This window comes from Pseudomonas sp. 21LCFQ02 (genome assembly GCF_024129895.2).
Classification (GTDB): Bacteria; Pseudomonadota; Gammaproteobacteria; order Pseudomonadales; family Pseudomonadaceae; genus Aquipseudomonas.
Genome location: NZ_CM178749.1, coordinates 404,465 through 428,890, shown reverse-complemented (window position 1 = coordinate 428,890; position 24,426 = coordinate 404,465). Strand labels below are relative to the sequence as shown.

The window sequence follows — 24,426 nt, the reverse complement described above, 5'->3', positions numbered from 1 at the left end:
ATCTCCAAGCGTCCGGCATCGATGCCGTGGTGTCGATTCTAGGCCTGCCGGGTTGTCCTGAATATCATATTTAGCCCCATAAACAGGACGTGAAGGACGATCGGTCGCAACCTACGATCAATTGTCATTGCTGTAATAGCCGCTCTGCCGGGTGGCTGCGCATCATGCTGAAAAAACCACTCACCAAGGCAGCACTCCTATGTACCGTGGATTCTGGTATGCGCAGGCCCTCGATCTGGACAGCGATCTCGCTCCCGCCCTCGAACAATCCATCCAGGCTGACGTCTGCATTGTCGGCGGCGGCTTTCTCGGCCTCTGGTCGGCCATCCGTCTCAAGCAGGCACACCCGGAAAAGAACATCGTCATCGTCGAGCGCGACCGTTGCGGCTCTGGTGCCAGCGGCCGTAACGGCGGCGTGGCGACCAACTGGTGGGGCAAGTACCTGTCGGTACGCACCATCTGCGGCGACGTGGAAGCGCGGCGTATCTGCGAGGCCGCCGAGTCGGCCATCGACGAGATCGGCAGCTTCTGCCAGGAACATGGCATCGACGCCCAGTACCGCAAGGATGGCTGGCTGTGGAGCGCAACCAACCAGCGGCAGATGAACTCCTGGAAGATCCTGACCGACGGCCTGCAGAATCTGGGCGTCAACCCGTTCCGGGAACTGGATCGCCAGACCATCGCCGGCCGCATGGGCTCGCCACTGGTGCTCGGCGGTATCTTTGACCCCAACGCCGCCACCGTACAACCGGCCATGCTCGCCCGTGGCCTGCGCCGTGTCGCGCTCAAGCTCGGTGTGCAGATTTTCGAAAAATCGCCGTTCACTCACCTTGAGCGCGGCAAGAACCCGGTGGTGCATACCGCCAAAGGCCATGTAAAGGCTGATCATGTGGTGCTGGCATTGAATGCCTGGGGCGCGCAATTCCCGGAGCTGCGCCGCATGATCGCGATCATGTCCAGCGACATGGTCGCCACCGCGCCGGTCAAGGCCAAACTCGATGCCATCGGTTTTAGCGGCGGCGAGTGCATGACCGACTCGCGCACCGTGCTCAACTACTGGCGCAACACCCCGGATGGCCGTGTGGTATTCGGCAAGCCGCTGGGCCAGTTCGCCTATGCCGGGCGCATCGGCAACCTGTACGAAAAACCCTCGCCGGCTGCCGATCGCGTCGCCGCCGAACTGCGCCGGCTGTACCCGCAACTGGCCGACGTGCCGGTGGTCAGCAGCTGGACCGGGCCGATTGACCGGGCCATGAAAGGCCTGCCGAACTTCGGTTACCTCGACCACCACGGCACCATCAGCTATGGCATCGGCTTCTCCGGTAACGGCGTGGCGACCACCGTATTTGCCAGCCGCATCATCAAGTCGCTGGCCACCCATGCCAATGACGAGTGGTCCAACTGCGGCCTGGTCAACCAGAAAATGAAACTGCTGCCGCCAGAGCCGTTCCGCTTCTTCGGGGCACACATGGTGCGTGACGCGCTGGTGCGCAAAGAGAGCCTGGAAGACGTCGATCAGGACGCCGGGTTCATCACCAAACAGCTGGTGGCCATGGCCCCGGCCGGTTACGTGCCGGCGCAGAAAAAATAAGGACGATGACGATGACCGAGAAAGTCGTATTCCTCGACGACGACGGCCTGGCCGCCTCGACGCAGCTCAAACGCCCAGGTTTTGAGCATCAGTGGCAACAGTACGCCTATACCCAGCCTGACCAGGTGCTGGAGCACCTCAAGGACGCCACGGTGGCGCTGACCTGCAGCGTGCCATTGCGTGAAGAGCACCTGCGCCAGTTGCCGAAGCTGAAGATGATCTCGCTGGCGCTGACTGGCCGCGATATCGTCGATGTCGATTATTGCGAGGCGCATGGCATTCAGGTGTCGAGCGTCCCCGGTTATGCCGCCAACACCGTGGCCGAGCACAGCCTGGCGATGATCCTCGAACTGTTCCGCCGCCCGGCCGCCTTCACCCGGCTGATGCGCCAGGTGCGCGACGGCCAGGCGCCGTTCAAGAACATCTATTTCGACCACCGCATTCGTGACGTGCGCGGTCGGCAACTGGCGATCATCGGCAGCGGCCCGATTGCCATCCGCCTGGCTGAACTGGCCCGGCATCTGGGCATGCAGGTGCTGTTCGAAGACCGTGGCGGCAAGCGCCAGGGCGCTGATGTGCGGCCGCTCAATGAGCTGCTGAAAAGCTGCGACGTGCTGTCGATCAACTGCCCGCTGACCCCGCAAACCTACAACCTGATCGACGCCGACCAGTTGGCGCTGATGAAGCCTGATGCGTTGCTGATCAACACCGGGCGTGGCGGTGTGGTCAACGAAGCCGCACTGATCGACGCGCTGCAGGGCAACCGCCTTGGTGGCGTGGCCCTGGACGTGGTCGAGCACGAGCCGCTGCACCCGAGCAACCCGCTGTTCCAGTTGCTCGACCGCGATGACTTCATCCTCAACCCGCACATTGCCTGGAGCAGTGAAGATGCCATGCAGCAGTTGATGGACAGCGCCGTGGACAACATCACCCACTTCATCAACGGCCAGGCTGAACTGCCAGTCAAAAGGACCCAGAGCGCATGACCATCGTGACCAAGAGCAGCTATGTAGACGGCGCTTTCGTTGCCCTTCAAAGCAGCAACGAACTGCTGGAAAACCGCAACCCGTCCAACCCTGGTGAAGTGATCGAGCGCTTTGTGCGCGCCGACAGGGACCTCACCGAACAGGCCATCGCCGCCGCCCGCCGTGCAGCACCCGGCTGGGCACGCAGCAACCCGCAAGTGCGCGCCGATGCGCTGGACTTTATCGGCACCGAGATTCTCGCCCGTCGCGAAGAGCTGGCGCGTTTGTTGTCGCGCGAAGAAGGCAAGATCGTCCGCGAAGCGCTGGGCGAGGTGGACCGCGCCGGTCGCTCGTTTAAGTTCTACGCCCAGGAAGTGCTGCGTGCTGAAGGCGAGAAGTACCAGTCGGTGCGTGCTGAGGTGGGTATTGATGTGTTCACCCAGCCGGTGGGCGTGGTGGGCATCATTGCCCCGTGGAACTTCCCGATTGCCATCCCGGCGTGGAAGATCGCCCCGGCGCTGTGCTTCGGCAACTGCGTGGTGTTCAAGCCGGCCGAACTGGTGCCGTCCTCGGCCTGGGCGCTGGCCGAGATCATTTCGCGTGCCGGCCTGCCAGCGGGTGTGTTCAACATGCTGGTCGGCCCCGGTCGCAGCGTGGGTGACACCATTATTCGCTCACCCGATATCGACGCCATCAGCTTTACCGGCTCCGAAGGCACTGGCAAGCAGATTGCCAGGCTGGCCGCCGAGAACATGACCCGCGTGCAACTGGAAATGGGCGGCAAGAACCCGCTGATCGTCCTCGACGACGCCGATCTGGAGCAGGCGGTCGATGTGGCGCTCAACGGCTCGTTCTTCAGTACCGGCCAGCGCTGCACAGCCAGCTCCAGGGTGATTGTCACCGCCGGTATTCATGATGCGTTTGTCGCGCGTCTGGCCGAGCGCACCCGTGCCCTGAAAGTCGGCGAAGCGCTGGCCGCCGACACCGACATCGGCCCGGTGGTGGATGGCAAGCAACTGGAGCAGAACCTGTCGTACGTGACCATTGGTCAGCAAGAAGGCGCCAGGCTGGTGTGTGGCGGCGAGCGCATCGACAACCAGGCCGGTGCGTTCTACTTCACCCCGGCGCTGTTCACCGAGGTGCGTCCCGAGATGCGCATCTACCGCGAAGAAATCTTCGGCCCGGTGCTCAGCGTGCTCAAGGTGCACAACTATGAACAGGCCTTCGCTGCCGCCGAAGACACGCCGTTCGGGCTGTCGGCCGGCATCGTCACCACCTCGCTCAAGTACGCCGAGCACTTCAAACGCCACAGTTCGGCCGGCATGGTGATGGTCAACCTGCCCACCGCCGGCGTCGATTACCACGTGCCGTTTGGCGGCAACGGCGCCTCCAGCCTTGGCTCGCGGGAGCAGGGCACCCATGCCCGGCATTTCTTTACCCGGGTCAAAACCACTTATCAGTTGGCCTGAGCACTGTTACCTTTTGACATGCAAGCGCGTCTACGCTCAGACCGCATGAAAACTGCTGCGCTCGGTGATGCTGCGTTGAAAGCAGGCTCGGAATGCTCATTGACAACCAGTCAAGTCGCCCGCGACTCCGACCGTTCCTCGCCTGCTTTCGCCTTGCCTGACCTTCGCTCGCGACGTTTTCAAACCGTCTGCTGTTCTTAACCTATTAAATGACGAGGAGCATCATGGCCAAGGCCGCCGATGTGGTAGTGCAATGTCTGGAAAACGAAGGCGTCGAGTACGTATTCGGTATTCCGGGTGAAGAGAACCTCGACCTGCTCGAGTCCCTGCGCAAGTCGCAGATCAAGCTGGTGCTGACTCGCCACGAGCAGTCCGCCGGCTTCATGGCCGCTACCTATGGTCGCCTGACCGGCAAGACCGGCGTGAGCCTGTCGACCCTGGGCCCCGGTGCCACCAACCTGGTCACCGCGGGCGCCTATGCATACCTGGGCGGTATGCCAATGCTGATGATTACCGGCCAAAAGCCGATCAAGAAATCCAAGCAAGGTCGTTTCCAGATTCTGGATGTGGTCGGCATGATGCAGCCGCTGACCAAGTACACCCACCAGCTGGCGAGCGCGGACAACATCCCGTCGCGGGTGCGTGAAGCTTTCCGCCTGGCCGAAGAAGAAAAGCCCGGCGCCGTGCACCTGGAACTGCCTGAAGACATCGCCGCCGAACAGACCGACGTGATGCCGATTCCGCGCAGCGTGCACCGTCGTCCGCTGGCCGAGCACAAGTCCATCGAAGCCGCCGTGGCCAAACTCAAGGCCGCGCGCAGCCCGATCCTGGTGATTGGTGCCGGTGCCAACCGCAAGATGACCGCCAAGGTCCTCAAGCAACTGATCGACAAGACCGGCATCCCGTTTGTCACCACGCAAATGGGTAAAGGTGTGGTCGACGAGCGCCACCCGCGCTTCCTCGGCAACGCCGCGCTGTCGTCCGGTGACTTCGTACACCGCGCCGTCGAAGCTGCCGACCTGATCATCAACATCGGCCACGACGTGATCGAAAAGCCGCCGTTCTTCATGGTCCGTGGCGGCACTGAAGTGATCCACATCAGCTTCCGCAGTGCCGAAGTCGATGCGGTGTACTTCCCGCAGATCGAAGTGATCGGCGACATCGCCAACGCCATCTGGCAGATCGGCGAAGCGCTGGATGCTGCGGCATTCGACGGCAGCGCGCAGTGGGACTTCACCCGTCTGATGGCGATCCGTGAAGCCAACGAAGCGCAAATTGCCGAAGGCGCCGATGACGACCGCTTCCCGGTGTATCCACAGCGTCTGGTGGCCGACATCCGTCGCGCGCTGCCTTCCGAAGGCATCGTGGCGCTGGACAACGGCATCTACAAAATCTGGTTCGCCCGCAACTACAAGGCGCACAAGCCCAACACCGTGCTGCTCGACAACGCCCTGGCGACCATGGGTGCCGGCCTGCCATCGGCAATGGCCTCGCACCTGGTGTATCCGCAGCGTCCGGTGATCTCGGTGTGTGGTGACGGCGGTTTCATGATGAACAGCCAGGAGCTGGAAACAGCCGTGCGCCTGAACATGAACCTGACCGTGGTCATTCTGCGTGACGACGGCTACGGCATGATCCGCTGGAAGCAGGCCAACATGGGCTTCACCGATTTCGGCCTGGACTACGGCAACCCTGACTTCGTCAAATACGCCGAAGCCTACGGTGCCTTTGGCCACCGCGTCGAAAGCGCTGCCGAGTTCCTGCCGCTGCTGGAGAAATGCATCAGCACCCCAGGCGTGCACGTGATCGACTGCCCGGTCGATTACAGCGAGAACGACCGCATCCTCAACACCGAACTGCGCGAGCGCAGCCTGGCGGTGTAATTCGGTCTTCGCGGCTAAAGCCGCTCCTACGGGGTTTGCGACAACCGTAGGAGCGGCTTCAGCCGCGAAACATCGATACGTGCCAGATCCGCGACAAACCTGTAGGCTCCTCGTCTCTCGATTCCCCATCGATCAGGAGCTTTTGTGGATCTGCGTCAACTCGAAGCCTTTGCCGCCGTGATGTCGGCCGGTAGCGTGACCGGTGCCGGGCAGATGCTCGGGCGTTCGCAACCGACCATTACCCGGCAGATCCAGGAACTTGAGCAGGAACTGGGCTTTGCTCTGTTCGAACGCAGCGGCCCCAAGGTCACCCCGACCCAAAAAGCTTTCATGATGACCGCCGAGGTCGAGAGCGCCCTGCAAGGGGTGCGGCATGTGCATCAACGCGCGCTGAACCTGACCCGCGACGAAAACCGCAGCCTGCGTCTGGTCGCCACCCCGGCGCTGGCCGCCGGCCTGTTACCGCCGGCGCTGGCGCTGCTGCCTGAAGACCTGCGCGCCCAACAGCTGCAAATCCAGAGTCTGTCGCCGGAGGCGGCGGTGCAGGCAGTGCTGTCGAAAACCTTCGACCTGGGCATGATCAGCCTGCCACTGGAGCATCGCGGCCTGGAACTGCACTGGATTGGTGAGGCACCTTGCGTGGCGGTGCTGGCCGCAGACAGCGAGCTGGCGGGCGAACCGGTGTTGAGCATGGCGCAACTGGCGGGGCAGACGCTGGTGAGCATTTCCAACCCGTTCCGCTTTCGCCGCCGGATCAACAAGGCCTTCGAGCGCGCAGGTCTTGAACCGGCACACATTCTGGATACCAACACCTCGCTGATCGCCATGCAGATGGCGCGGGTCGGGTTGGGCGTCGCGCTGGTCGATCCGTTCACCGCCTTCGGTGTGCCGTTGCAAGGCGTGGTGGTCAGGCCCATCGAGTCGGCGATTCCGTTCTATTTCGGCCTGGTCTCGGCCCACGCCAGCCCGCTGTCGGATGTCGCCAGGGCGCTGGTCGAGGCCCTGAAAACCACCTCGCAGTCACTGCTGCCCGGCATCACCCTGCACCCGGCCAACCGCCACGATGTGTTGATGCAGGCGATCTACGCCAGCTGATCGCAGGTTCTTGTGGGAGCTCTGCTCGCGAAGGCTTTTTTCAGACGCCACAGATGTTGTGCCTGAGCGGACCGCTTCACGAGCAGCGCCCGCTCCTGCATCGCTCATATTCCAATACTGAATATCCATAGCATTTTTAAGTTGTTGTGGTGATAAGTCGTGTCTCTTAGTATTCGATTACCAAATGAAACGGCTTTGAATATACGAAAAATGGATTCTATGGCTCAGACCACAATCCTGCTTAGCGGAAATCCAGCCGACCTCGGCAAATCGCCGCATCACTTTTCACGGCGACTTGTCGGAGGGATGTTTCATGCAAGCGAAGTTTTCACCAGTTTCAGCGCCCGCGCTGTTGACCCTGGCCGGTCTGTGCTGGGCAGGCGGTGCCCAGGCGGCAGACCAGCAAGAACAGGCGGTTCAGTTGCAGACCGTGGTGTCCGTGGGTAACCGTGGTGTCGAACGCACCGTGGCCGAAAGCGCGGTGCCAATCGATGTGATTGGCGGTCAGGACCTGGAGAAGCAGGGCGCCAGCGTCAGCCTGCGCGACGCGCTGGCCAACCTGTTGCCGTCGTTCAACGTGGCCAAGGTCACAGGCGGGGCCTACAGCAACGTGGCCCGTGCCGCTGGTCTGCGCGGTCTGGGTGGCGGTTATGTGCTGGTGCTGGTCAACGGCAAGCGCCGCCATGGCGGCTCGGTGGCTTCGGACAACTCGGTGCTGGTCGAAGGCTGGAACCCGGCTGACCTTGAGCTGATTCCGGTGGCGGCGGTGGACCGCGTCGAAGTGCTGCGCGACGGTGCTGCTGCCCAATACGGCTCTGACGCGATCGCCGGGGTGATCAATATCATCCTGAAAAAGGACAGCAGCGGCGGCAGCGCCACGACGCTGGTCGGCCGTCGTTCCGGCTATCACGGGGTCGGCTCCAACGGCGAGACTTACCAGCAGAGCATCAACAAGGGTTTTGAGCTGCCCAATGGCGGCTTCTTCAACTTCACCCTGGACGCCAAGAACCAGGACAGCACCAAGCGCTCCGCCGAAGCCACCGGCAGTTTCTACTACCCGGTCAACGGCCAGCCCGACCCACGCGAAACCACCGTGGAGCGGCGCAGCTACGGCGGCGGGCTGCCGGAAATCGAGCAATACAACCTGGCCTACAACGCCGAACTGCCGGTCACCGACGACACCACCCTGTATTCGTTCAGCACCCTCGGTAAGCAGGACGCGCTGGTGTCCATCGGCTTTCGCCGGCCCAACTCCAACACCATCATCAACGAGCTGTACCCCGATGGCATTGCGCCGAACTTCACCTTCGAAAGCCTCGATTACCAAGCCGTATTCGGTGCCCGTGGCAAGGACGTTGCCGGTTGGGACTGGGACCTGAGCACCTCGTATGGCCGCAACCGCCAGAAGCAACTGACCGATAACAACCTCAACCCGTCGCTGGGCACCAGCAGCCCCACCGACTTCTGGTTGCAGACCAACACCTTCGACCAGTGGACCACCAACCTGGACCTGAACCGGACCCTGGACATCGGCCTGAGCAACCCGCTGACTTTCGCCACTGGTCTTGAGCACCGCTTCGAGCATTACCGCACCGAATCCGGCGACCCGGACTCCTACGCCAGCGGCGGTTACCGTTACCCGGCCGGCCACCCGCGTGCCGGCCAGCAGGCGGCCATCGGCGCGCTGGGCAATTACCTGTTGCTGCCTGAAGACGAAGTCAATCTGCGCCGCAGCAACACCGCAGCCTATGTGGACTTCGGTCTGGACGTTACTGACAAATGGTTTGTCGGTGCGGCCGGGCGTTTCGAGCACTACACCGACAGCTCGGGCAATACCTGGACCGGCAAGCTTTCCACCCGTTATGCCTTCACCCCGGAACTGGCAGCTCGCGGTGCATTGAGCACAGGTTTCGTGGCGCCGTCGATGATCCAGCAGGGTTACGCCAAGACTGGCCTGGGTCGGCGCACCATCGGCAATGAAACCCGCGACATCATGATCAAGCGCGTCCAGCCGGACTCGGCCATCGGCCGGGCACTGGGCGCCGAAGACCTGGAACCGGTGCGCTCGCAGAGCCTGTCGGCCGGCCTGACCTGGAACCCGCTGAAAAACCTTAACGTCTCGCTGGATGCCTACCTGATCGACCTGCAAGACCGCATCGCCCTGGTCAGCCCGCTGCAAGGCGCGGCGGTGGACGGCATCCTGGCGACCTACGGCTTTTCCCATGTGCAACAAGTGCAGTATTACGCCAACGCCTTCGACACCCGCACCCGCGGTGTGGACCTGGTGGTGGACTACACCCAGCACCTGGGCGAGTTCGGCCGCCTGCGTTACAACCTTGGCGCCAACTGGAACAAGGCAACCATCACCGATCAGAAAGACAACCCCGCCCAGTTGCAGAGCCTTGGCCTGTCGCGCTTTGAGCGCAGCGGTCTGGGCGGCATCACCGACCTGACGCCGAAAACCAAGTTTCTGTTGGGCGTGAACTGGCAGCGTGGCGACTGGGACGTGGGGCTGCGCACCACCCGTTACGGCGAAGTCAAACGCCTGGGTGACACCAACGGCGGGGTGGACGAACGCTTTGGCGCCAAATGGATCACCGACATCGACGTCGGCTACCAGATCACCGACAACGTCAAAGTCTCGCTGGGCGCGGACAACGTGTTCAACGTCTACCCGGACAAACACACCGTCACCGACGTATCGGGCGCTTCCTATTACTCATCGATCTCGCCGTTTGGCTCATACGGGGCTTTTTACTATGGGCGGCTGAATATCGATTTTTGATAACTGTTTCGTCGTAGGAGCGGCTTCAGCCGCGAATCACGGTATTTGCCTTCGCGGCTGAAGCCGCTCCTACAGGCCGAGCAAGACCACACGACTTCCTTTACCGAGACCGCACACCCATGCCTGACACCCATACCCCCATCGGCCTGCCTGCCCTCGAAGCACGCTTGCGCGAAGACCTGGAATGGCTCGGCCTGCCCGCACAACCCTGGGTCAAGACTCAGCAGCATGGCGACACCGAACTGCTCGATGTCGCCATCGTCGGCGCCGGCATGGCCGGGATGGCCGCCGCTGCCGAGTTGCATCACCTGGGCGTGCGCAGCGTGCTGTTCGATCAGTCCGAGCCGGGTTTTGAAGGGCCGTGGGCGACCACGGCACGGATGCAGACCCTGCGCTCGCCCAAACAACTGGCAGGTCCCGCGCTGGGCTTGCCGGCCCTGACGTTCCGGGCCTGGTATCAAGCCCGTTTCGGTCTTGCGCAATGGCAGGCGCTGGACAAGATCCCGCGCCTGCAATGGGCCGAGTACCTGCGCTGGTATCGCCAGGTACTGAACCTCGATGTACGCAACCAACACCGCATCGCCAGTGTGCAACCGACCGCCGAAGGCTTCGTGCGCCTGCTGATCGATGCGCCTGACGGCCGTCAGGAAGTGCTCGCCCGGCACGTGGTACTCGCCACCGGCCGCGACGGCATGGGCGGCCCTTGGGTGCCGGATCTGGCGCTGGCCTTGCCGCGCCAGTACTGGGCGCATTCGGCCGATGGCCTGCAGGACGCCTGGTTTACCGGCAAGCGCGTGGCCGTCATCGGCGGCGGCGCTTCGGCGATGGACGCTGCCGGTACGGCGCTGGAAGCTGGTGCGGTCTCGGTCGACATGCTGGTGCGCCGCCGTGAACTGCCGCGCATCAACAAGGGCAAGGGGGCCGGCAGCCCCGGCATGACCCACGGTTACTGGCGCCTGCCCGATGCCTGGAAATGGCAGATCCGCGAATACCTCAATGCCCAGCAGACCCCGCCGCCACGCGGCAGTACCTTGCGTGTGGCGCGCCACGCCAATGCCCGCTTGCTGCTGGACAACGCCTTGGAAGCGGTCGAACTCGACAGCCAGGGCCAGTTGCAGGTGCGCACCTCACAAGCCAATCTGGTTTATGACTTCATTGTCTTCGCCACCGGCTTTCGCACCGACCTGGACAAACGCCCGGAATTCGCCCCGTTCGCGCCGTACATCCGGCGCTGGTCCGAGCGTTTTCCGTTGCCGGCCGACCAACTCGACAGCGAAGCCGCGCAACTGCCCGACCTGGGGCCGCTGTTTGAATTTCTGCCGCGTGAGCCGGGTATCTGTCCGGGGCTGGAGCGTATCCACTGCTTCAACTATCCCGCTGCGCTGACCTACGGCGGCGTGTCGGGAGATATCCCGGCGATCAGCGACGGCGCCAAGCGCATCGCCCAGGGCCTGGCTGGGCAACTGTTCAATGAAGACATCGAGCAGCACTTTCAGGCCATGCAGCACTATGCCGATCCCGAGCTTGAGGGCGACGAGTGGTGGGCCGGCAGCCTGACGGCCGGGGAGCTGCGCACGTGACCGGCTGGCTGCTGCGCCGTATCGGCCAGGCGTTCATCGTGCTGGTGCTGATGTCGCTGATCGTGTTCGTCGGCCTCAATGCCATCGGTAACCCGCTGGATATCCTGATCGGCGAAGACCTCAATCAGGCTGAACGGGCGGCGGCAATTGCCCGACTGGGTCTGGATCAGCCGCTGTGGCAACAGTACCTGCACTTCATCGGCGGGGCGCTGGACGGGCATCTGGGCAAGAGCTATGTGCATCACGAAGATGCCTTGCAACTGGTCCTCAACCGCCTGCCGGCCACCGTTGAACTGGCGGTCACGGCGCTGCTGCTGGCGATTCTGGTCGGCGTGCCGCTGGGGCTGTTTGCCGGGCTGTATCCTGACCACCCGTTGTCAAAGCTGATGATGGCCACCAGCATCATCGGTTTCTCGCTGCCGTCGTTCTGGGTGGCGCTGATGCTGGTGCTGTTTTTCTCGGTGCATCTGGGCTGGCTGCCGGCCAGTGGCCGGGGCGAAACCCGTGAGCTGTTCGGTATCCAGTGGTCGTGGTTCACCCTCGACGGCTGGCAGCACCTGCTGCTGCCAGCGCTGAACCTGGCGCTGTTCAAGGTCTCGCTGATCCTGCGCCTGACCCGCGCCGGGGTGCGCGAGATTCTGCCTCAGGACTTCGTCCGGTTTGCCCGTGCCAAGGGCCTGTCGCCGCTGCGCGTGGTGCTGATGCACGTGCTGCGCAACACCCTGATTCCGCTGGTCACCGTGCTGGGCCTGGAGCTGGGCTCGACCATCGCCTACGCGGTGGTCACCGAGAACATCTTTGCCTGGCCCGGTTCCGGCAAGCTGATCCTCGACAGCATCAACAGCCTGGACCGCCCGGTGGTGGTCGCCTACCTGATGGTCGTGGTGGTGATCTTCGTCACCCTCAACCTGATCGTCGATATCTTGTACCGCGTGCTTGACCCGCGGGTTCGTCTGGAGGCTGCGCGATGAGTGGTGCTGTGTCTGCCGTGTCTGTCGTTTCGCCCTGGCAGCGCGCCCTGGGCGATTTCTTGCGCTCGCCTTCGGCCTTGCTGGGGCTAGTGCTGTTGCTGGGCATCGTCCTGCTGGCGGTGCTGGCGCCGTGGGTCACCCCGCAAAATCCCTATGACCTGCTGCAACTGGATGTGCTCGATGCACGGCTGGCACCGGGCAGCGAGAGCATGAGTGGCGGTTTCACTTACTGGCTGGGCACCGACGGCCAGGGCCGCGACCTGTACTCGGCGATCGCCTATGGCCTGCGCATCAGCCTGGTCGTGGGGCTGGGCTCGGCGTTGATTGCAGCGGTGGTCGGCACCGTGATCGGCCTGGCTGCGGCATACGCCGGTGGCTGGGTCGATGCGTTGCTGATGCGTCTGGTCGACATGCTGCTGTCGTTCCCCGGCATCCTCATGGCGCTGATGATCCTCGCCTGGCTGGGCAAGGGCGTCGGCAACGTGATGCTGACCCTGGTGGTGCTGGAGTGGGCCTACTACGCGCGCACCGCCCGCGGCCAGGCGCTGGTCGAGAGCCGTCGTGAATACGTTGAGGCCGCACGCGGCCAGGGTATTACCCGCTGGCGCATTCTGCTCGGTCATATCCTGCCCAACTGCCTGCCGCCGCTGATCGTCATCGGCGCATTGCAGATCGCCCGCGCTATCACCCTGGAAGCGACCCTGTCGTTCCTCGGCCTGGGCGTGCCGATCACCGAACCCTCGCTGGGCCTGCTGATCGCCAACGGCTTTCAGTACATGCTCGGCGATGAATACTGGATCAGTGTGTTTCCGGGGCTGGCCCTGCTGCTGACCATTGTCGCCATCAATCTGGTGGGCGACCGCCTGCGCGATGTGCTCAACCCGAGGCTGCAAGCATGACGGCCGCTATTGAAGTACGGCCGGCCACCCTGCAAGTGCGTGGCCTGAGCGCCGCCTTTCAGACCCGCGACGGCCTGCTGCCGGCGGTGCGCGACCTGTCACTGACCCTGGCACCGGGGCGCATTCTGGGGCTGGTCGGTGAGTCCGGTTCGGGCAAATCGGTGACCGGCTTTTCCATTTTGGGCCTGCTGGATAAACCCGGACGGATCACCGCCGGCGAGATCCTGTTCCAGGGCCGCGACCTGCGCCGGCTCAAGCCCCGTGAATTGCGCGAGTTGCAGGGCGACCGGCTGGCGATGATTTTCCAGGACCCGATGATGACCCTCAATCCGGTGTTGCGGGTCGACACCCAGATGATCGAGGCGGTGCGCGCGCATCGGCGGGTCAGCCAGGCTGAAGCCCGGACCCTGGCCAGCAACACCCTGGCGAGCATGGGCATTGCCAGCCCGGATGAACGCCTGCGCGCCTACCCGCATCAGTTGTCTGGCGGCATGCGCCAGCGGGTGGCGATCGCCATTGCCTTGCTGCACCGCCCGGACCTGATCATCGCCGACGAGCCGACCACCGCACTGGACGTGACCATTCAGGCGCAGATCCTCGCCGAGGTGCAGAAACTGGTGCGTGAGCAAGGTACTTCGCTGCTGTGGATTACCCACGACCTGTCGGTGGTCGCCGGGCTCGCCGATGAACTGGCGGTGATGTATGCCGGGCGCATCGTCGAACAAGGCCCGGTGGACGCGCTGCTGGATAACCCGCAGCACCCCTATACCCAAGGCCTGATCGACAGCCTGCCGAGCCGCAACAAGCGCGGCGAACGGCTGCGGCAGATCCCCGGCATGGCGCCGTCGCTGGGCAACCTGCCCAACGGCTGCGCCTTCGCCCCGCGCTGCCCGAGGGCCAGCGACGCCTGCGCCGCAGAGCCGCCATTGCAATTGCTTGAGGGACGCAGTGTGCGTTGTTTTCATCCCGGCGCCGGAGCAGGAGAAGCGCATGCCCAGTGATATTCCGTTGATCGAACTGCGTCAGGTCAGCAAGGAGTTTTCCTCCGGCCAGCCCGGTATCGCTGGGCGTGCCTTGCAGCGCCTGGGCCTGCTCCGGCCGCCGGCGCTGACCCGTGCGGTGGACAGCGTTGACCTGAGCATCCGCCGTGGCGAGGTGGTCGGCCTGGTCGGTGAGTCCGGCTGTGGCAAGTCCACCCTCGGGCGCATCGCCGCCGGTCTCAACTCTGCGACCCGTGGCCAGGTGCGCTTTGACGGTCAGGTGCTGGACGAGCTGCCGAGTGCGCAACGTCAGGCGGCGCGGCTCAAGGTGCAGATGATCTTCCAGGACCCGTACTCAAGCCTTAACCCGCGCCTGCGCATCGACCGCATTGTCGGCGAGGGCGCACGCCTGCAAGGCCTGACTGACCGCGCCGGTTTTGATGATTACGTCAGCACCCAGTTGCAGCGCGCCGGCCTCGACCCGGCGCTGCGGCTGCGCTACCCGCATCAGTTCAGCGGCGGTCAGCGCCAGCGCATCGGCATTGCCCGCGCCCTGGCAGTGCAGCCTGATGTGCTGGTCTGTGATGAGTCGGTGGCGGCGCTGGACGTGTCGATCCAGGCGCAGATTCTCAACCTGTTCATGGACCTGCGCGAGCAACTGGGCCTGACCTACCTGTTCATCAGTCACGATCTTGGCGTGGTCGAGCACCTGTGCGACCGGGTGGTGGTCATGTACCTCGGTCGTGTGGTGGAGCAGGCGTCGGTGGACGACCTGTTCGCCCGGCCCAACCACCCCTACACCCAGGCCTTGCTGGCGCAGATTCCGCGCTTTGAACTGCGCCGTAGCCAGTACGCGCCTATTGAAGGTGAGATGCCCAGCCCGCTGGCACCCCCTTCGGGCTGTCATTTTCACCCCCGTTGTCCGTATGCCAGCGCCCGCTGCCGCGAGCAGGCGCCACCGTTGCAACAGGTGGCGCCGGGGCACTTCAGCGCTTGCCATCTCAATCACCCCGTATGAACGAGGAACGCCATTTGAAACCCTTACTGACAAGCGCGCTGACCCTGGCCCTGCTAAGCGCCAACCACGCGCTGGCCGCCGACGCCGACAAGACCCTGCGCATCGCCTACGCCGACCCGGTGTCGTCGCTGGACCCGCAACTGAACAACCATGCCGGCGACCGCTCTATCGCCCTGCACACCTACGAGTCGCTGCTCGAACGCCGCGACGACGGCAATCATCCGGGCCTGGCGAAAAGCTGGGAAGCCAAAGACAACCTGACCTGGGTGTTCCACCTGCGTGACGACGTCAAGTGGCAGGACGGCAAGCCGTTCACCGCTGACGACGTGGTGTTCTCCATCGAGCGGGCGCGCAATGTGCCGGGCAGCGTGGCGTCCTACGCGGCGGGCCTGCGCACGGTGGCCTCGGTCAAGGCTCTGGATGCCCATACCGTCGAGATCAAGACCAACGTCCCGAACCCGATTCTGGTGGCTAACGTCGACGCCACCTACCTGGTCAGCCGCCACGTCGGCGCCACCGCCACCAGCGAAGACTACGGCAGCGGCAAGGCCGCCATCGGCACTGGCCAGTACAAGCTGGTGTCCTACAGTCAAGGCGACCGTGCACTGTTCGAGCGTAACGACAATTATTGGGGGCCGAAACCGGCCTGGGCCAAGGTCGATTATCGCTACATCCCCAACCCGGCCGGGCGTACCGCCGCACTGTTGGCCGGCGACGTGGACGTCATCGACAAGGTTTCGCCCAGCGACGTGCAGAAACTCAACAAGACCAGCGGCGTGAAGGTGTTCGCCTACCCCGGGCTGCGTGCGCTGATCATCCAGCCAAGCTTCCGCGAAGGCCCCAACGAGTTCATCCGTGACAACAGCGGCAAGCCGCTGGCACACAACCCGCTGCGTGACGTGAAAGTGCGTCAGGCGCTGTCGCTGGCGATCAACCGCAAGGCCATCGTCGAGCGCATCCTGCAAAACACCGTCACCGAGGCCAACCAGTGGATGCCGGCCAATACCTTCGGCTATAACCCCGAGGTCAAGGACATCCCCTTCGATGCCAAAAAAGCCAAGGAGCTTTTGAGTGAGGCCGGTTACCCGGAAGGCTTTCAACTGACCGTGCACGTGCCGGGCGACCGTTACCCGCTGGCGCCGGAATCGATGCAGGCGGTGGCGCAGTTCTGGGCGCGGATCGGCGTCAAGGTTGATCTGCAGGTGGTGCCATGGTCGGTGTACTCCAGCCGCGCCAACAAGAACGAGTTCGCCGTCAGCGTGATTGCCTGGGGCAACGGCACCGGCGAAGCCAGCTACGGCCTGACCAACATCCTCGCCACTGCCGATGCAAGCAAAGGCCTGGGCATGTCCAACTGGGGCCGCTACAGCAACCCGCAGGTCGATGCGGACCTGGACAAGGCCACTGTCGAGTTCGACGAAGCCAAACGCGCCGCGATCCTGCGTGACTCGGTCAAGCGTGTCAGCGACGACGTCGGCATCCTGCCGCTGTTCCACTACCAGAACATCTGGGCGGCCCGTGACGGCCTGAAAGTGGTGCCGTGGGTCAGCGACCGCACCACCGCACTGATGGTGACTGAAGAGAAACCAAGCGGGGGAAAGTGATGGGCCAACTGACTGTCACTCCGGCTACTGGCCTGCTCGACGAGCTGCGGCACATCCGTGTCGCAGGTCTGGCAGCGGGGCAGACTGTCACCCTGACCGCCCGCACCCGGCGCGGCAAGGGCGTGGACTGGGTCAGCCAGGCCAGCTTTGTCGCCGATGTCCACGGCACGGTAGACCTGCAACGTGATGCGCCGGTGGCTGGCGATTATCAGGGCATCAGCCCGCTGGGCCTGCTCTGGAGCCAGCAACCCGAAAGTCAGCCGGCCACTGGCGCGGTGTTCCCGGACGACTTGCTGCAACCCTTGCAGACCCGCATCAGCATTGAGGGCAGCGAGGCATCTGCGACCCTGACCCAGTATCTGGCGGCTGCCGGGGTGACCCGGCGCGAGGTGCGTGAAGAGGGGCTGGTCGGCACCCTGTTCCTGCCGGCCGGTGCCGGGCCGCACCCGGCGGTGATCGTGCTCAACGGCTCAGGCGGCGGCATCAACGAACCCCGCGCGGCGCTGTATGCCTCGCGTGGCTACGCCGCGTTGGCCCTGGGTTACTTCAAGGCGCCGGGACTGTCGGGCTACATCTCCAACACCCCGCTGGAGTACTTCGAGCGTGGCCTGGACTGGCTGCGCCGTGAGGTCAAACCGGCCCATGACTTCGTCGCCTTGAGCGGCCAATCGCGCGGTGGTGAACTGGTGCTGCTGCTCGGCAGCCTGTTCCCGGACAAGGTCTCGGCGGTGATCGGCTACGTGCCCAGCGCGCTGGTGCATGGCGGTCAGGCCGCCGCCGACCCTGCCGTGGGCCGTGATGGCCCGGCCTGGTTGTATCAGGGCAAACCGCTGGTGCACCTTTGGAATGACAACCGCACCGCCAACTGGCAGGCCCGCGATGCCGGCCAGCGAAACGCCGTATCGATGCGCACCGCCCTGGATGACCCTGAGGCGGTCGAGCGGGCGCGTATCAAGGTGGAGAACATCAAAGCTCCGGTGATCCTGCTTTCGGCCGGTGATGACGCGGCCTGGCCGTCGGATTTGTTCTCGCGCATGGTCAGTGAACGCCTGGAGCAGCACCACCACGGCTGGCCGGTGCAGCATCTGGATTTCCCGCAGGCCGGGCACAGCATCCTGCTGCCGTTCATTCCGTCCACCTGGAGCAATGACGGCAATCCCGCCGCCAACGCCGAGGCCAACGAGCAATCGTGGCAGGGCGTGCGTCAATTCCTGCAAGACGCCGTGGCCGCGCGCCAGGCAAGTCTGGAGAAACACCCATGAGTGCCACTGCTACAGATCTGATCGACAGCCTGGTGCTGAGCGAACACAGCCCGCTGCGCGAGATTCGCCAGGCGCGCAGCAAAGTCACCCTGGCCACTCAGGCCAGCCACGACGCCCTGTTCGCCGCCGAGCTGGCCGGCAGCCTGAGTGTCGAAACCCGCCTGCTGGTGGCGCTCTATGGCAGCGCATTGAGCCGCCAGACCGCGCTGGTTGCCTACTACCGTGAACGCTTGGTCGAGCTCAACAGCGCCACGGCTGTAATCAATGCCGTCGAGCAAGACGACCTGAGCGCTATCAATGACGCGCCACTGCGCCAGGTTCTGGGCTATACCCGCACCCTGATCGTCGCGCCGAAAGAAGGCGACCGCGCCGCCCTGGAGGCATTGCGTGAAGCCGGCCTCAGCCCGCTCGACGTCGTGACCTTGGCGCAACTGATCGCCTTTATCTCTTACCAGGTACGCCTGACCGCCGGTCTTGCCGCCCTGCAAGCGTTGGGAGCTGCGCAATGAGCCAGATCATTCGTCACAACGGCTTCACCAATGAAACCCTGGGCTGGAAATCCTGGTTGCCGATCGTCACCCCGGAGCAGGCCAACCCCGAGCAACTGGAAGTGCTCAAGGAAAGCCATCCCAAGGCGCTGACCAGTGAGTATTACCTGACCCTGATCCACCAGCCCGAAGTGCTGCGCCAGCGTTCGCTGGTGTTCAACGCCATCATGTACGCCCCCGGCGGCCTGCCGCGTGCCGAACGCGAACTGGCCAGCACCGTCGTGTCACGGGTCAACCACTGCGTGTACTGCGCCTCGGTGCATGCCCAGCGTTTCGAACAACTGGCCAAACGCAATGAAGTGATCGCCGAAATCTTCGCCGACCCGCAAACCGCAGGCGGCAATGAGCGCGAGCAAGCGATCATCCGCTTCTCCATCGACCTGACCCTCGACCCCGGCGCCACCGGCCCGGAGCAGGTCCTGCCGCTGCGTGAAGCCGGGCTTGAGGATGGCGAGATTCTGGACTTGATTCAGGCGGTGGCGATCTTTGCCTGGGCCAACCGGTTGATGCTCAACCTGGGCGATCCGGTATTTGGCCAGGAGTAAGCCGCACGGTCGGCGTCAGTTGTTGCGTACTTCGGGGTAGCACAACCGGCGCTTTTCCCGGCAGTCCTTGGTCTTGAGTGCTGCGTCCTTGTCGTCGTCCGGGAAAGCGGGCGGCGGCCCGTAGCTGCCGCTGGGGATGCGGCGCGCCCGCTCTGCATCACACAGCGCAAAACCGTCAGACAACCCGCGCAGGTACTCAGCCTCGTCGGTGGCGGGTACTTTCCGGTTGCGGTCATAGTCTTGCTTGAGCTTGTCTGCGCAGCCGTCGCGATAGCCCGCCCGGTATGGCTCCAGCGGCTGCCATGGCAGCTCGATAGCGGCGCCATTCAGGCAACCGGACAGGCCCGCGCCCAGCGCTACAACACACAGCAAACGCAGCCACTTCATTGGCCATCACTCCAGGCTCAGGACGCATTGAACTGCCTGAATAGCCCAGCCCAGGGCTTTTTTCAATACCGCAGTTCCACCGCCACATAAGCGCCGATGCCGTCTCCGGGCCACAGCGCTGCGGTGTCGTTGCCTGCCACGTTGTATTGCGGGGTCACTGCGGTTACGTGGGCCTTGTTGGCGAGGTTCTTCAGGTCCAGCGAGACTTTCCAGTCGCCCTTGGGGGCGGCGAAACCAACGTTGGCACCCCAGATGGTGTAAGAGGGCGCATAAAAGGTATTGGCGTAGTCCACTGCGGTACGCGCCGCCGACTGCACATTGACGCCGGTGTAGAAGCCGCTGTGATGCTGGTACTGCAACTCTGACTGATAGACGTGTTCTGGCAGGCCCGGCAACTGGTTGCTGCCGAAGGTGTCATCGTTGCGGTAGTAGAAGTCGTTCCAGGTGTACACCTGACGCCAGTTCAACCGGTCGCCTTGCGGATTTTCCCAAAGGCGGGTGGTCAACCCGGCTTCCACCCCCTGGTGGATGGTCGGCGAGGCGTTGAAAGCGCCGGTGACCGCCGCCGAGCTGGCGGTGGCGGCGATCAGTTGCACATTGAGCAGTTCGTCATGAATCCACGAGCGGTACAGGGCCAGGCTGCCGTCGAAGATCCCCGCTGTGCCCTTGATGCCGAACTCCAGGGTGTTGGCTTTCTGCTCGACCAGCGGCCTGATGTAAGGCGTGGTCGGGCCGGAACCTGAGTATTCCCAGGAGGCTGGCGGGTCGATGGAGCGGCTGAAGTTGACGAATGCCTGCAGCTGCGGGGTGAATTCGTAACGCAGGCCGATGCGCGGGGCGATGCTCCAGTTGTTGTAATCCTCGTAAGTGGGAAAGCTGGTGGTGTTGGCATTGACCGCCTGCTCGATGTCGGTCTTGCGCCGGACATTGACGAACGACACGCCACTGGTCAGCCACAACCGGTCGGTCAGGCTCAGGTCATTGCCCAGGGAAAACACCCGGTCGAACGAGTCCTCGTAGTTCACCCGCTTGAGCGTGGATTTGCCAGCGGTTGCCGAGTTGACCCCGCCGCGCAAATGCTGGGTCGAGGTGAAGGCAATACTGCTACGGCTCTCACGGCCGAACACCTGATCGAAGCGCTCGTAACCCAGTGCCAGGTTCAGGTCGTGCCAGTCCCAATAGCTCGGGTTGCTCGGGCTGTTGGGGTTATTGGTGTGCCGGTAGTCGTGGTAGGCCAGGCCCAGCGACAGCCGCGAATCGTCATCGAAGGTGTAGGTGGTCTTGCTGCCCAGCCAGATACTCCCGGGGCGCCTGGCCCCGGCACCGCTGGAGCGGGCGGTGGCACTGGCGCGGCGGGCGTTGTCTTTGATCGCTGTAAGGGTGGTGGCGCTGGGGTCGTTGTGGAATTCGTCGCGGTAGCGCAGCAATACGCGGGTTTCCAGTTGCGGGCTGAAGCGATAACCGGCGTTGGCCACCACGCCTGAGCTTTTCGACAGGCTGTAGTCGCGATAGCCCTCATTGCGATAATTGTCGACGTTGAGGTAGTAATCCAGCGCCCCCTCGACGCCGCCGATGCTGACCGCCTGCTTCTGGTAGCCATAGCTGCCGGCCTCGGCACGCAAGCGCAGGCCAGGCGCACTGTAGCCTGTGTGGTTGACGAAATTTACCGCCCCGCCCAGGGTCAACGCGCCGTACTGGAAGGCATTGGCGCCGCGCAGAATCTCGGTGTAGTCGACCCCGGAGGCGTTCAGAAACTCATAGGGGGTGCCGCCCGGCCCGGTCAGCGACAAACCGTCGAACAGAAATTTGATGCCTTCGCGAAAGTAACCCGGCGAGGTGTTGGCGCCAGAGCCGCGAATCGAAATCTTCGCCGCATCGTTACCGCCGGTTGATTGCACGAACACGCCGGGCTGGTAACCCAGGGTGTCTTGCAGGTTGGCGGTGCGGCCTTTGCCCAACTCTTCACTGTCCACCACACTGGTGCCGCCCGGCACCTCGGCCAACTGGCTCCTGGCCTGTTCAGCAGCGCTCTGCCGCTCGCCCTGCACCGTGACCGTTTCGAGCCGGCGCGGACTGTCGTCGGCCATGGCGATGCTGCAACCCAGTGCCCCTGCGCCCAACCCCATCAATAACGTGGCAGCCTGTAAGCGATCTTTCTTTGTTAAATACATTGCGATGTTTCCTGACGTCCATGGGTCATTGTCTTCGGCGTTCTATGCGCATAGTCAGGCCACTGGAAAGAGTGCAGAGCAGGTTCTATGCCAGTATTAAAAGAACGGCAAATAGCGGGTTTTACAGTGCTGCTTAATAATGAGCTGAGCGAAAACAGGAAACTTTGTGGAATGACTGTGTGCTGGCGGTCAGTGCGAGTAATAAGCCAGTAACCGATGGTTATTAGCCGGTTGGCTTCGTGTTTGTTGAAGTTTGCACAGCCCGGCTATTGCCTTCGGGGTTTGACTGGTGTGCGCGGTTTATTGTTTGCCTGCCAACAGTGAATAAACAGATTGTACGGGCTTGTTACTTCAGAAAAGTCTGTTTGTGCTGAATAACACCTTGTTGGGTGCTGGCACGACAAGTGCAATGCCTCTTTTAAAAACCTTTAATCGTGCCCGGCTTCCGGGTCAGCGAAATTCTAACTTGGGGCGTCGTTAATATGCTTAAGCAACACAACTATGGGCGTTACTTGCCGGTGCTGGCCAGTGCTGCCAGCCTGCCGATCCTGACGGCGTTGCTGGTGCCTTTTGCGCAGGCGGCGGGCGATTCGCAAACCACGCTGGAAAGGGTCACGGTGACCGGGGCTGCGGTCAGTGACGTGCAGAAAGAGCGCAAGCGCTTGCAGAAGGTGGCCGGCAATACCGCCGTGGTCGATAACCGCCAGGTCGAGCAGGGCAGAGCCTCCAATGCCGAAGACGTGCTGGCCCTGCAACCAGGGGTATTCGCCCAGGCCACCAGTGGCACCGGAGCCAACAAGATTTCGATTCGCGGCTCGGGCCTGAACACCTTCTATCAAGGCTATGTGCTGGGTACCAAGTTTCTCTTCGACGGTTTGCCGATCACCGGCCCTGGCGGTACCCAGGAGGACTTTCTCGACCTGCAGGCCGTTGACCACACCGAAGTGCTGTACGGCGCCAACGCTGCCGAATACGCGGCGCTTTCGCTGGGCGGGGCGATCAATTTCGTCAGCAAGACCGGGCGTACCGACCCTGGCCACTACGCGCGTTTTGAAATCGGCAGCTACGGCTACCGTAAACAGCAGTTGAGCACCGGTGGGGTGGTGGGTGACAGCGACTACTACATCAACCTGACCCACAACGAGCGCGACGGTTATCAGGATCATGCCGCCAACGAAGGCCAGAGCCTGGCTGCCAACTTTGGCCATGTGTTCAGCCCCAAGCTGCAAACCCGCTTCTTCGTCAAATACCGTGAAGAAGAACTGGTCAACGGCAACACCCTGACCCGCCAGCAGCTCAAGCACGACCCGCGCAGCAATCTGCTGCCCACCGGGCGGCGCAAGGACGGCACCACTTTTATCGGCAACAAGACCACCTGGACCTTCGATGACGGTGCCAGGCTCGAAGTCGGTGCGGCCTACAACAACTACCCGCTGCTCAACGGCTGGCGCTACGCGGTAGCGCCCCAGGACTGGCGCTCCAAAGACATCAACCTGACCCTGCGCTACCTGCGTACCGGCGACAGTTTCTTCGGCCTGCCCAGCGACAGCAGCATCATTTTCAGCAACACCCGGGCCTACCTGGCCGACGTGAAATCCCACAGCGCTGCCACCGGCATCAAACAGCAGGAAACCAACTACACCGGCTCGCGCGACACCGTGCTGACCTTCGGTAACGAGCTGCAACTGGCCGACCGGCTCTGGCTGTCTACCGGCCTGTCGGCGATCAACATCAAGCGCAAGGCCGAGATCGAATACACCACTGGCGTCAATACCTCAGCTTTCCCCGGTTCGGTTGAGTACAGCGAGAACTACCTGGCGCCACGCATCGGCGTGCGCTACCAGTTGAACCCTGACCTTCAGCTGTTCAGTAATGTCAGCCGCAGTATCGACCCGCCGGTAACCTGGCAACTGGGCAGTACCGGCAACCCGTGGCTGTCGGATGTGCGGCCACAAAAGGCCAATACCTTCGAGGTGGGGATTCGTGGCAGCCACGGCATCTTCGACGGCAGCCTGACCTTGTACCGCTCCTGGGTGCAGGATGAACTGCTGACCGTGGTGACTCGCCAGGCCACTGCGACTCAAGACCAGCTGACCGGCACCTCCAACGCCAGCTCGACCATTCACCAAGGCATCGAGGCCGGGCTTAACACCCTGTTGTGGAGCGGCGCCAATGGCGACACGCTGGACCTGCGTCAGGCTTACACCCTCAACGATTTCCACTATCGCAACGACAGCACCTTTGGCGACAACGAACTGCCCAGCCTGCCGCGCCAGGTGTATCAGGCTGAATTGGCGTATCGGCAACAGAGTGGTTTTTATGCCTCGCTCAACCTGCGGGCAGCGTCGAGTTACTACATCGACTACGCCAATAGCTGGCAGGCACCTTCCTATGTACTCTGGGGTGCCAAGGTCGGTTACCAGGCGCCGAGCAAAAAGTGGGAGGTGTTTGCCGACCTGCGCAACATCACCGACGAGCGCTATGCCACGGCCGCCAACACGGCTTACAACGCCAATGGCCGTGACTCGGCAAACTTCTATCCCGGTGACGCCTTTTCGGTGACCACCGGTGTGGCGTTTCGCTTTTGAAGCCGCAGCCGCTGTTGGCCTGGCAACAGTGCCCCGACACTTTGTCGTTTCCAGAGCGGGTTACACGCAGGTCTGTGCCGATCCG

18 protein-coding genes are annotated in these 24,426 nt (G+C 63.1%); 16 read left to right on the top strand and 2 right to left on the bottom strand.

The window, feature by feature from the left end; translation table 11 throughout:
- Positions 1-199: 199 nt before the first annotated feature.
- The 15 genes from NJC40_RS02010 to NJC40_RS01940 all read left to right on the top strand — a co-directional run bounded on the left by NJC40_RS02010 (position 200) and on the right by NJC40_RS01940 (position 19,195).
- Positions 200-1,591, top strand: coding sequence for an NAD(P)/FAD-dependent oxidoreductase (locus tag NJC40_RS02010; RefSeq protein ID WP_253140635.1), 1,392 nt, complete (start codon positions 200-202; stop codon positions 1,589-1,591).
- Positions 1,592-1,602: 11 nt separating this feature from the next.
- The gene (locus tag NJC40_RS02005; RefSeq protein ID WP_045483388.1) at positions 1,603-2,577 is read left to right on the top strand and encodes an NAD(P)-dependent oxidoreductase; all 975 of its coding nucleotides are present in this window, start codon (positions 1,603-1,605) and stop codon (positions 2,575-2,577) included.
- Positions 2,574-4,025: an aldehyde dehydrogenase family protein gene (locus NJC40_RS02000; protein WP_045483385.1), complete on the top strand. Its 1,452-nt coding sequence runs from the start codon at positions 2,574-2,576 to the stop codon at positions 4,023-4,025. The genes NJC40_RS02005 and NJC40_RS02000 overlap by 4 nt, the downstream gene beginning before the upstream one ends.
- A 224-nt stretch (positions 4,026-4,249) precedes the next feature.
- Positions 4,250-5,908 (top strand): acetolactate synthase large subunit, encoded by a 1,659-nt coding sequence (locus tag NJC40_RS01995; RefSeq protein ID WP_045483382.1) that lies wholly within the window; start codon positions 4,250-4,252, stop codon positions 5,906-5,908.
- A 144-nt stretch (positions 5,909-6,052) separates the two neighbouring features.
- Positions 6,053-7,003, top strand: coding sequence for a LysR family transcriptional regulator (locus NJC40_RS01990; protein ID WP_253140634.1), 951 nt, complete (start codon positions 6,053-6,055; stop codon positions 7,001-7,003).
- Positions 7,004-7,316: 313 nt separating this feature from the next.
- A complete protein-coding gene (locus NJC40_RS01985; protein WP_253140633.1) occupies positions 7,317-9,788 on the top strand; it encodes a TonB-dependent receptor plug domain-containing protein in 2,472 nt (823 codons plus the stop codon).
- Between the two features lie 119 nt (positions 9,789-9,907).
- On the top strand, positions 9,908-11,368 hold the full coding sequence (locus NJC40_RS01980) for a flavin-containing monooxygenase (RefSeq protein ID WP_253140632.1): 1,461 nt from the start codon (positions 9,908-9,910) through the stop codon (positions 11,366-11,368).
- A complete protein-coding gene (locus NJC40_RS01975) occupies positions 11,365-12,339 on the top strand; it encodes an ABC transporter permease (RefSeq protein ID WP_045483370.1) in 975 nt (324 codons plus the stop codon). The genes NJC40_RS01980 and NJC40_RS01975 overlap by 4 nt, the downstream gene beginning before the upstream one ends.
- Positions 12,336-13,238: an ABC transporter permease gene (locus NJC40_RS01970; RefSeq protein ID WP_253140631.1), complete on the top strand. Its 903-nt coding sequence runs from the start codon at positions 12,336-12,338 to the stop codon at positions 13,236-13,238. Before NJC40_RS01975 ends, NJC40_RS01970 begins: the two co-directional genes overlap by 4 nt.
- Positions 13,235-14,239 (top strand): ABC transporter ATP-binding protein, encoded by a 1,005-nt coding sequence (locus tag NJC40_RS01965; RefSeq protein ID WP_253140630.1) that lies wholly within the window; start codon positions 13,235-13,237, stop codon positions 14,237-14,239. The genes NJC40_RS01970 and NJC40_RS01965 overlap by 4 nt, the downstream gene beginning before the upstream one ends.
- Positions 14,229-15,236 carry an ABC transporter ATP-binding protein gene (locus tag NJC40_RS01960; RefSeq protein ID WP_253140629.1) on the top strand — a complete coding sequence of 336 codons (1,008 nt, stop codon included), beginning with the start codon at positions 14,229-14,231 and terminating at the stop codon, positions 15,234-15,236. The genes NJC40_RS01965 and NJC40_RS01960 overlap by 11 nt, the downstream gene beginning before the upstream one ends.
- 14 nt (positions 15,237-15,250) lie before the next feature.
- Complete coding sequence (locus NJC40_RS01955; RefSeq protein ID WP_253140628.1) at positions 15,251-16,840, top strand: ABC transporter substrate-binding protein; 1,590 nt, start codon at positions 15,251-15,253, stop codon at positions 16,838-16,840.
- Positions 16,840-18,102, top strand: a complete 1,263-nt coding sequence (locus tag NJC40_RS01950; RefSeq protein ID WP_253140627.1) for an acyl-CoA thioesterase/BAAT N-terminal domain-containing protein — start codon at positions 16,840-16,842, stop codon at positions 18,100-18,102. The genes NJC40_RS01955 and NJC40_RS01950 overlap by 1 nt, the downstream gene beginning before the upstream one ends.
- Entirely contained in the window at positions 18,099-18,611 is a 513-nt protein-coding gene (locus NJC40_RS01945) for a CMD domain-containing protein (RefSeq protein ID WP_045483356.1), read from the top strand. Before NJC40_RS01950 ends, NJC40_RS01945 begins: the two co-directional genes overlap by 4 nt.
- On the top strand, positions 18,608-19,195 hold the full coding sequence (locus tag NJC40_RS01940) for a peroxidase-related enzyme (RefSeq protein WP_253140626.1): 588 nt from the start codon (positions 18,608-18,610) through the stop codon (positions 19,193-19,195). The genes NJC40_RS01945 and NJC40_RS01940 overlap by 4 nt, the downstream gene beginning before the upstream one ends.
- Positions 19,196-19,210: 15 nt before the next feature.
- Here NJC40_RS01940 and NJC40_RS01935 read toward each other — a convergent pair whose 3' ends face one another.
- Positions 19,211-19,582, bottom strand: a complete 372-nt coding sequence (locus NJC40_RS01935; protein WP_253140625.1) for a hypothetical protein — start codon at positions 19,580-19,582, stop codon at positions 19,211-19,213.
- Between the two features lie 62 nt (positions 19,583-19,644).
- Positions 19,645-21,753, bottom strand: coding sequence for a TonB-dependent receptor family protein (locus NJC40_RS01930; RefSeq protein WP_253140624.1), 2,109 nt, complete (start codon positions 21,751-21,753; stop codon positions 19,645-19,647).
- A 482-nt stretch (positions 21,754-22,235) separates the two neighbouring features.
- On the opposite strand from NJC40_RS01930, the gene NJC40_RS01925 reads away from it, so the two are divergent.
- The gene (locus NJC40_RS01925; RefSeq protein ID WP_253140623.1) at positions 22,236-24,341 is read left to right on the top strand and encodes a TonB-dependent receptor family protein; all 2,106 of its coding nucleotides are present in this window, start codon (positions 22,236-22,238) and stop codon (positions 24,339-24,341) included.
- Positions 24,342-24,426: the final 85 nt, after the last annotated feature.

Bases quoted from the DNA above. Each gene is read 5' to 3' on its own strand.
- NJC40_RS02005 (WP_045483388.1), top strand. From the start codon at position 1,603: ATGACCGAGAAAGTCGTATTCCTCGACGACGACGGCCTGGCCGCCTCG.
- NJC40_RS01945 (WP_045483356.1), top strand. From the start codon at position 18,099: ATGAGTGCCACTGCTACAGATCTGATCGACAGCCTGGTGCTGAGCGAA.
- NJC40_RS02010 (WP_253140635.1), top strand. From the start codon at position 200: ATGTACCGTGGATTCTGGTATGCGCAGGCCCTCGATCTGGACAGCGAT.
- NJC40_RS02000 (WP_045483385.1), top strand. From the start codon at position 2,574: ATGACCATCGTGACCAAGAGCAGCTATGTAGACGGCGCTTTCGTTGCC.
- NJC40_RS01960 (WP_253140629.1), top strand. From the start codon at position 14,229: ATGCCCAGTGATATTCCGTTGATCGAACTGCGTCAGGTCAGCAAGGAG.
- NJC40_RS01925 (WP_253140623.1), top strand. From the start codon at position 22,236: ATGCTTAAGCAACACAACTATGGGCGTTACTTGCCGGTGCTGGCCAGT.
- NJC40_RS01965 (WP_253140630.1), top strand. From the start codon at position 13,235: ATGACGGCCGCTATTGAAGTACGGCCGGCCACCCTGCAAGTGCGTGGC.
- NJC40_RS01970 (WP_253140631.1), top strand. From the start codon at position 12,336: ATGAGTGGTGCTGTGTCTGCCGTGTCTGTCGTTTCGCCCTGGCAGCGC.
- NJC40_RS01940 (WP_253140626.1), top strand. From the start codon at position 18,608: ATGAGCCAGATCATTCGTCACAACGGCTTCACCAATGAAACCCTGGGC.
- NJC40_RS01950 (WP_253140627.1), top strand. From the start codon at position 16,840: ATGGGCCAACTGACTGTCACTCCGGCTACTGGCCTGCTCGACGAGCTG.
- NJC40_RS01930 (WP_253140624.1), bottom strand. From the start codon at position 21,753: ATGTATTTAACAAAGAAAGATCGCTTACAGGCTGCCACGTTATTGATG.
- NJC40_RS01935 (WP_253140625.1), bottom strand. From the start codon at position 19,582: ATGAAGTGGCTGCGTTTGCTGTGTGTTGTAGCGCTGGGCGCGGGCCTG.
- NJC40_RS01985 (WP_253140633.1), top strand. From the start codon at position 7,317: ATGCAAGCGAAGTTTTCACCAGTTTCAGCGCCCGCGCTGTTGACCCTG.
- NJC40_RS01995 (WP_045483382.1), top strand. From the start codon at position 4,250: ATGGCCAAGGCCGCCGATGTGGTAGTGCAATGTCTGGAAAACGAAGGC.
- NJC40_RS01980 (WP_253140632.1), top strand. From the start codon at position 9,908: ATGCCTGACACCCATACCCCCATCGGCCTGCCTGCCCTCGAAGCACGC.